This window comes from Streptomyces muensis (assembly GCF_021474425.1).
GTDB lineage: Bacteria > Actinomycetota > Actinomycetes > Streptomycetales > Streptomycetaceae > Streptomyces > Streptomyces muensis.
Window position 1 is genome coordinate 1 of the sequence record NZ_JAKEIP010000400.1, and the last position, 7353, is coordinate 7353.

Genomic DNA, 7353 nt, shown 5'->3' on the forward strand with positions numbered 1-7353 from the left:
TACCTGGAGGGTGGGGGAGGCCGTGCGGGCCGTCTCCATGACCAGGGGGCACCTGGCTGGGGCCTGACCCGCCAGTGCTTCAGCCTCCTTCTCCGAGGGCGCCAGGACCGTCGTACGGGTCAGAGCAGACGTGCCCGTGTCGGCGATCACCCAGTCGGCGAAGCGGCCGTGGAGGACGTGGGCCGCCCGGCGGACGACCGCGTCGCGGTCGCCGCGCGGTGCGGTCAGCAGGGTCGTGGTCATCTCGTCCAGGACGTCCATCAGGGACGCGTGCCGGGTGGTCTCGGTCAGGTCGGGGACCTGGGGCGTCGGGCTCTCGGCCGGACCGGGGGATCCGGGCGTGCGGAGGTCGCCGGGCTGGAGCGCCACCAGCACGGTGGTGTGCGGCTCCCCGCTGGGGCGTACGGCCGTCAGGGTCGTGTGGACCGGCGCGGACGGGCGCTGCTGGAGGTGCACGGTGAGGCTGCGGTCGCCCTCGCCGTGGGCCACAGCCGCCGCCTGGGAACGGAACGCGGCCCGGTCGGCGTGGGCGAGGAACCCGGTCAGCGGCCGGCCCGTCGCATAGCCCGCCCGGACCCCGGTGAAGGACGTCGCCGCGAAGTTCAGCCGGCGCACCACCGCCTCCCGGTCCACCAGCGCCACGGGCAGCGGAAACCGCTGGAACACCGCGCGCAGCAGATGCTGTTCCTGACGGTCGGCGGACGCCGTACGGGACGGCCCGGCCGAGGAGAGCCGCTCGTACCACGGCCACAACTGGTCGGCGACATGGTCGAGTTCGAAGATCGCCGCGTCCAGTACGGTCGGCAGATCCCCTCCGGACACGGAGCGCGCCGCCTTGAGTTCCGCGACGCGGCGCACGAAATCCGCGAGCTCTTCACCGAATTCGTCGGTCTTCGCCATGGGAACGAACCTAGCTCGTGACCACGCGGCGCGGGGCGGCGGGGACCCAACCGGTGCTGCCTGTTCTCCCGCCGTTTTCCCCGCGCGGGCGCGGGAACGCGCCGGGAGGAAGGCAAGAAGAGAAGAAGGGAGAGAGGAGGAGTTGAGGATGCCCGCTCACCACCCTGTGGGCCACTTGGTGCACGAGTCCGCCGAAGCGGCCCTTCCGGCCCGCAGGTTGTCCGAACTGGTCGAACAGGCCGTGCGCTGCACCACCGACTGCTGCGGGGCGAGCGGCGTGGTCGCCGAGCCGGGAGCCGAGCGGCCCGCCGCCGTCACCCACCCCGACCTCGCCGGACTCGTCGCCGTGCAGCTCCGCTCCGGGGACGGACCCATCCCGGCCGCTCTGGAACGCGGAGAACCCGTCGACTCGGCCGACCTGCTGCGCGACGAGCGCTGGCCGGAGTACCGCGCCATGGCGCTCGACTCGGGCGTGCGCTCCAGCGTCACGCTCCCGTTCCGCCGCTCCGGACTGACGGTGCCCCTCAGTCTCTACAGCTTCCGGCCGGGCGCCCTGGAGGACGCCGCCCACGGGCCCGCGCACGCCCTCGGCGACTTCGCCGCCAGCTGCCTCGTACGCGACCGCTCCTACCGCGCCGCGCTCACCGAGCTCGACCATCTCGGCACCGCCCTGCGCTCCCGGCCCGTCGTCGACCAGGCGTGCGGCATCGTCATGCACGTCCTCGGCTGCGACGCCGACGCCGCCTTCGCAGTCCTGCGCCGCATCTCCCAGGGCACCAACCGCAAACTGTCGGACGTCGCTGCCGGAGTGGTCGGCAGGCGTGGGCGCGGTCTGGAGCGCGACCTGGCGGCGCTGCTGAACTGACGGGACGGGGAGGGGGACGAGGGACGGGGGGGACAGGGGACGAGGGCAGGGGGAGGCCCCGGTGATGTCACCCGCTCGGGCGTCCCCGTCCCGCGAATGGTGCCCGGCCGCGCGCGCCCGGACGCCGGGCGGGCTGTCATGGCTGCGGGGGCACGACCCGCCGTACCCCCAAGCAGCCGTCGGTCGAAGGAGCTCACCCCATGCGCCGCAGAGCCCGCGCCCTGTCCGTCGCCGCCCTGGCCGGTGTCGTCCTGGGCTTCGCCGCCTCGGCCGTCTTCGCGGAACCGGCCGCCGAGGTCAGCCCCGGCAGCGTCGCCCCGGGCGGCAGCGTCACCGTCTCGGTCACGTGCGACACGGCCGGCGGCACCGCGCCCGCCACGCTCGACGCCACCTCACAGGCGTTCGAAGAGGGCACCGTCGAGCTGAAACGGGTCACCGGCAACGACGACAAGAGCGCCGGGCCCGCCTACAGCGGGACCGCCTACAGCGGGACCGCCCGCATCCCTCCGGCCGAGAACTTCGAGGGCGACCCCGACGCCGTCGGCTCGGACTCCGCGTGGACGGTGGACGGCACGTGCCCCGCGGCGGCCGGTAAAGAGGGCAAGCCGTGGAGCGCGACGTTCACGGTGGCCCTCGACAGCGGCGGCGGGACGGGCGGCAAGGACGCGGGCAAGGACGGCGGAAAGGCCCGCGGTGAGGGCGGTAGTGAAGAGGGCGAGGACGGCGGCACGGGCGGCTGGGCCGGAGGCCAGGGCGGGATGGACGGCGGCCAGGGCGGGATGGACGGCGGCCAGGGCGGTATCGAGGGTGGCCAGGACGGTGGCATGGAGGGCGTCGAGGGCGGCGGCCGGGGCGGGATGGAGGGTGGCGGCAGCGGCGGCACGGACGGCGGTGGTCGGCACTGCGCCGATCCCCGTTCGGGCATGACTGAGCACGACATGACCGAACCCGGCATGACCAATCCCGGCATGACCGAACCTGACAAGGCCGAACCCGGCAAGGACGGGACGGACTGCGTCGAGGACGAGGCCCGTGACCACGGTGTGCGGGCCGGCTCGGGCGGCACCTTCACCGACTCCGTACCCGCCCTGGTCGCGGGCGGCTTCCTGATCGCGGGCGCGGCCGGCGGCGCGGTGTACCGGCTGCGCCGCAGGACGCCCACCGCGCAGGACTGACGCACACCGACGCTGTGACGGGCGCAACCCCCTGCGGGCGCCCATGGGGGGCGGCACGATGGGTACTCACTGAGGCACCAGGCACAGCGCGGAGGCACGGATGCGCCCGACGGACCCCGAAGGCCACGGCCCCGTCCGCTACGGTCCACCGCTGCCGGGCGACGGGCTGCCCGTGCTGCCCGAACTGGCCGCCGTGCTCGCCGCGGCCGCCGGCCGGTCCGGGAGCGAGCCGATCGGAGGCGGCCACGGACTCCTGGAGGCCGCCTGCGGCTACTGGGACCGGCGTGGGCTGCCGACGGGGCCCGAGCAGGTGGTGGCCGCCCCCGGGGCGCCCGCCCTGCTGCTGGCGCTGACCGCCGCGCTCGGCGGCGACGTCCTGGTGCCACGGCCCTGCGCGGCCTGGTGGGCGCCGTACGCGCGTCTGTTGGGCAGACCGGTCTTCCATGTGGCGACACCGGCCGAGAGCGGCGGGGTCCCCGATCCGTACGCCCTGCTGGAGACCGTTCGCCGGGTCCGGGACGAGGGCGGTGACCCGCGGCTGCTGGTGCTGTCCGTCGCCGACGACCCCACCGCCACCGTGACCCCGCCCGAGGCGCTGCACGAGACCCTGGAGGCCGCCACCGACGAGGGACTGCACCTGGTCAGCGACGAGACCTGGCGCGACACCGTGCACGCCCCGCACGACACCGTGCTGCTCAGCCCGGCCGAGATGCTGCCCGACCAGGTCACCGTCGTCACCGACCTGTCCGGCGCCCACCTCCCGCCCGGCTGGCCCGCCGCGGTCGCCCGGTTCCCCGCCCACGACGCCGGGAACGGCCTCCACGCGCGCGTGCTCGACGTACTCACCGCGCTCGGCGCCCGGATCGCCGGCCCGGTCGCCCTCGCCGCCGGGTACGCCCTGGAGGAGCCCGCCCCGGTCACCGAGCGGATCACGGCCGCCGTACGCCTGCACGCGCGTGTGGCGGCCGCCGCGCACACCGCCGCCGTGGACGCGGGCGCGGTGGCGCGGCCCCCGCAGGCCGGGAGGCACCTGTACATCGACCTAGGCCCGCTGCGCGCCGGCCTGTCCGCGCACGACGTGGGGGACGCACAGGACCTGGAGGAGTTCCTCGCCGCCCGGCTGGGCATGCCCGCGCCCGGCGGACACCGCTTCGGCGACGACCTCGGCGCGCTGCGCGTACGGCTGTCGACGGGACCGCTGCTGGCCGGCACGGACGAGGAACGCGCGGAATGTCTCACTTCACCCTCGCCGTTGGAACTGCCGCACGTGCACCGTGCGTTGATCCACTTGAAGTCGGTCTTCGACGACCTCCGTGACGAAGCTCAGCGATGGGAGCCTCCTCGATGACGCAGCAGTCCGAGTCAGCCACGTCGACCCCGCCGCGTACACCCACCCGGGAAGCCGCCGCCCCGTCGGCCCCGTCCCGCCTCGCGCCCCCGTTCCCGCCGCTCGCCGCACCCCGTCCGCTGGGCGAACGCCGAGTGTGGCCGCGGACCTTCCACGACCGTCTGACCGCCCCGCTCCCCGGCTTCAAGACCCTCGCCCGCTTCGCCCGCGAAGGCTCCGTGCGCCCCGGCCCGGAGGGCCTCGCCGACATCCCGCGCCTGCCCTTCGAGCCGGGCCCGGTACCCCGCGTGGACGCCCGCACGGTCGCCGTCTCCTGGGCGGGGCACGCCAGTTGGGTCGTACAGATCGGCGGACTCACCGTCCTCACCGACCCCGTCTGGTCCCGCCGCATCCTCGGCACCCCGGCCCGCGTCACCCCCGTCGGCGTCGCCTGGAGCGCCCTGCCCCGCGTCGACGCGGTCGTCATCAGCCACAACCACTACGACCACCTGGACGCCCCCACGCTGCGCCGACTCCCGCGCCACACCCCCGTGTTCGTACCGGCCGGCCTCGCCCCCTGGTTCCGTCGCCGCCGATTCACCCAGGTCACCGAGCTGGACTGGTGGGAAGCGGCCGAACTGTCCGGCGTCCGCTTCGACTTCGTCCCCGCCCACCACTGGTCCAAGCGCACCCTCACCGACACCTGCCGCAGCCTGTGGGGCGGCTGGATCCTCACCGCCCCCGACGGACAGCGTGTCCACTTCGCGGGCGACACCGGCTACGGCCACTGGTTCACCCGCATCGGCGAGCGCTACCCCGGCATCGACCTCGCCCTGCTCCCCATCGGCGCCTACGACCCCCGCTGGTGGCTCAGCGACGTCCACTGCGACCCGGAGGAAGCGGTCCGAGCGGCCCAGGACCTCGGCGCGCGGCGGATGGCCCCAATGCACTGGGCGACGTTCGTCTTGTCGGCGGAGCCGGTACTGGAACCGCTCACGCGGGTGCGGGTGGCGTGGGAGAAGGCGGGGCTGGACCGACGTGACCTGTGGGACATGCCGGTCGGCGCATCAAGGGTGCTGGAGGACACCCACCCCTAGGGGCGCGGGGAACTGCGCGACCAGCCACAACGAACCCGCACCCCGCCACGAGACATCACCCGGCAGATCGAACCCGCCGCCACAAACTGGGCGCCACACTGATCACCAACGTCAACGCAACCGCCGCAACCACACCCTCCCACGGCTCACTGAACAACGACCCCCCAAGAATCCCGATCAACTGATACGTCACCGCCCACGCGAGGCACGCAGGCAAGTTCCCCCGAGCAAACCTCCGCATAGGCCACTTGGCCAGCAGACAAGCCAACATCACCGGCAACCGCCCCGCCGGCACCAGCCGCGACAACACCAACACGGCCACCCCATGCGCGGCGAGCTTCTCCTGCGCCCGCGCAAGCCGCTCCTCCGGCGCCCGCGACCGAATCGCCTCCAGCCAGCGCGACCCGTTCCTCGAGCCCATCCCACGCCGCCCCAGCCAGTACAACGTCGCGTCCCCCAGGAACGCGGCCGTCGACGCCGTCACGAACACCAGCGCCAGCGAGAACGGTGCCGTCTGGTGAAACGCCACCACCGCCGCCGAACTCACCAGCGCACCCGTCGGGACCACCGGCACCAGCGCCCCGATCAGCACCAGCAGGAACAGCGACGGATAGCCGATCGCCTGCTGTGTCGACGCGGTCGGCACCACCGTCGTGGTGGCGGCCAGCACCGTCACCGGGTCACCTCCGGCCGCACGCGCTCCCCATGCGCGAGCCGGTGCACCGACACGCCGGGGGCACGCGCCGCCGCGAGCCGCACGAACTCCTCACCGGGCGCATGGAATTCATGGGGGCGCACGGCGTCCATGCCGATCGGCCAGTACGTGCCGTAGTGCACCGGCACCGCGCTGCGCGGTGCGAGCCGGGCCAGCGCCTCGGCCGCGCGCCCCGCGTCCAGATGGCCCTCCCCGAGATACGGTCCCCAGCCGCCGACCGGCAGCAACGCCACGTCGACCGGCCCGACCTCCTTGGCCATCGCGTCGAACAGCCCGGTGTCCCCGGCGAAGTACGTCCGTGCCTCGCCCTCTATGACATAGCCGAGGGCGGGGGAGCGGCGCGGGCCGACCGGCAGCCGCCGTCCGTCGTGCCGCGCCGGCACGGCCCGTACGGCGAGGTCGCCGACCGTCGTCACGTCCCCCGGCGTCATCTCGCTCACCTGGAGATGCGCGAGCCGGCGCAGACCCGGTACCGCGCGGAGCGCGCCCCGGGGCACGAGCAGGCGGGTGCCCTGCGCCAGCCTGGCCAGGGACGGCACATGCAGATGGTCGGCGTGCAGGTGGGAGACCACGGCGACGTCCGCGCGCCAGGCGCCCGGCGGGGGCAGTGCGCCCCGGCGGCGGCGCAGGTGCGCGAGCCGGCGCGCGAACAAGGGGTCGGTCAACACGCGCACGTTCGAATCCTCGACCGTGCAGGTGGCGTGACCCCACCACGTGATCTCCACGGCCACCTTCTTTGCCTCCTTCGCGCGACTCCCCGAAGCGTACGGGCTGGAGTAGGGTCGGCGGCGAAACCCGGAGGTGAGGGGGACGCCATGGGGTCATCCATAGTGCGCGTGACGGCCATCGCCAGTCTTACGCCGCTCGAACAGCTGGACGCCGACCCCTTCCTGGTGGACTCCCGCAGCCAGCACGCGATGTGCGCGCGCTGGGCCGCCGAACACGGGTACGTCGTCGCGCGCGAGCTGCTCGTACGCCGGTTGCGCGCGGACCACACCGTCCTGTGGGAGGGCGTCCGCCCCGGCCTCGACCTGTTCGTGGCCCCCAGCCGCAGGGTGCTGGAGAGCGCGCTGTCCTCCGTCGAGGAGTTCACCGCGGAGTGCGCGCGGCGGGGGGTGCGGGTGGAGACGGTGGGGCGCGCCGAGCCTCTGTACGACGCCCAGATGAAGGCCCGCGTCCACCGAAGACTGTCGATGCCGACGGCGGGTTACGACGGCCGTTGAACGCTCCGCGTGGGATGCCGTGAAAGGTCGTACGGCGTCTGCGGCACCATC

The 7353-nt window shown here is 74.0% G+C and carries 8 protein-coding genes; 5 read left to right on the top strand and 3 right to left on the bottom strand.

The window, feature by feature from the left end:
• On the bottom strand, nt 1-900 hold a 900-nt coding region (locus tag L0P92_RS41745; RefSeq protein WP_234768355.1), incomplete at its 3' end, for a PAS domain-containing protein.
• 148 nt (nt 901-1048) lie between these two features.
• On the opposite strand from L0P92_RS41745, the gene L0P92_RS41750 reads away from it, so the two are divergent.
• From L0P92_RS41750 to L0P92_RS41765, 4 genes are all read left to right on the top strand, one after another.
• Entirely contained in the window at nt 1049-1765 is a 717-nt protein-coding gene (locus L0P92_RS41750) for an ANTAR domain-containing response regulator (protein ID WP_234768356.1), read from the top strand.
• A 200-nt stretch (nt 1766-1965) separates the two neighbouring features.
• Complete coding sequence (locus L0P92_RS45570) at nt 1966-2940, top strand: hypothetical protein (protein WP_308289813.1); 975 nt, start codon at nt 1966-1968, stop codon at nt 2938-2940.
• A gap of 100 nt (nt 2941-3040) precedes the next feature.
• Nucleotides 3041-4288 (top strand): aminotransferase class I/II-fold pyridoxal phosphate-dependent enzyme, encoded by a 1248-nt coding sequence (locus tag L0P92_RS41760; protein ID WP_234768357.1) that lies wholly within the window; start codon nt 3041-3043, stop codon nt 4286-4288.
• Nucleotides 4285-5364: an MBL fold metallo-hydrolase gene (locus L0P92_RS41765; RefSeq protein WP_234768358.1), complete on the top strand. Its 1080-nt coding sequence runs from the start codon at nt 4285-4287 to the stop codon at nt 5362-5364. Before L0P92_RS41760 ends, L0P92_RS41765 begins: the two co-directional genes overlap by 4 nt.
• Nucleotides 5365-5419: 55 nt before the next feature.
• Here L0P92_RS41765 and L0P92_RS41770 read toward each other — a convergent pair whose 3' ends face one another.
• Nucleotides 5420-6040: a DedA family protein gene (locus L0P92_RS41770; protein ID WP_234768359.1), complete on the bottom strand. Its 621-nt coding sequence runs from the start codon at nt 6038-6040 to the stop codon at nt 5420-5422.
• Complete coding sequence (locus L0P92_RS41775; RefSeq protein WP_234768360.1) at nt 6037-6810, bottom strand: MBL fold metallo-hydrolase; 774 nt, start codon at nt 6808-6810, stop codon at nt 6037-6039. Before L0P92_RS41775 ends, L0P92_RS41770 begins: the two co-directional genes overlap by 4 nt.
• Nucleotides 6811-6894: 84 nt before the next feature.
• On the opposite strand from L0P92_RS41775, the gene L0P92_RS41780 reads away from it, so the two are divergent.
• Nucleotides 6895-7302 (top strand): hypothetical protein, encoded by a 408-nt coding sequence (locus L0P92_RS41780; RefSeq protein WP_234768361.1) that lies wholly within the window; start codon nt 6895-6897, stop codon nt 7300-7302.
• Nucleotides 7303-7353 lie beyond the last annotated feature (51 nt).